The sequence below is a fragment of the Corallococcus praedator genome (genome assembly GCF_003612125.1).
Classification (GTDB): Bacteria; Myxococcota; Myxococcia; order Myxococcales; family Myxococcaceae; genus Corallococcus; species Corallococcus praedator.
Genome location: NZ_RAWI01001409.1, coordinates 1 through 390, shown reverse-complemented (window position 1 = coordinate 390; position 390 = coordinate 1). Strand labels below are relative to the sequence as shown.

Annotated in this window: 1 protein-coding gene; it reads left to right on the top strand. The window is 70.3% G+C overall.

Features of this window, described 5'->3' with window-relative positions:
* A partial coding sequence (locus tag D7Y13_RS44665) for a DUF3333 domain-containing protein (protein WP_120631177.1) occupies positions 1–390 on the top strand: 390 nt, incomplete at both ends.

Sequence of the window (390 nt, the reverse complement as noted above, 5' to 3'; positions counted from 1 at the left end):
TTCCCGGAGGTCACCGAGGCCGCCGATCGGCGCGCGCTCACCGACGTCCTCAGCGACGGGGCGCAGTTCCGGCTGCGCGACAGGATCGTCGCGGACCCCTCGCTGATCGGCCAGACGATCACGCTCCGGGTGCCGGTCTCGGACCCCTACGACCAGCTCAACAAGGGGCTGGTGAGCCGCGACACCGCCGAGGGCAACCGCCGGGTCAGCGACCAGGAGATCGGCTGGTTCGACCGGCTGGAGGAGGCGGGCGCCGTCAGCCGGCCGCTCAACGTCGGCCTGATCGTCAACAACGACAGCCGCTTCCCCGAACTTGCGGGACTCAGAGGGGCACTTGCCGGCTCCTTCTGGTCGCTGCTCGTGTGCTTCGTCATCGCCTTCCCGCTGGGC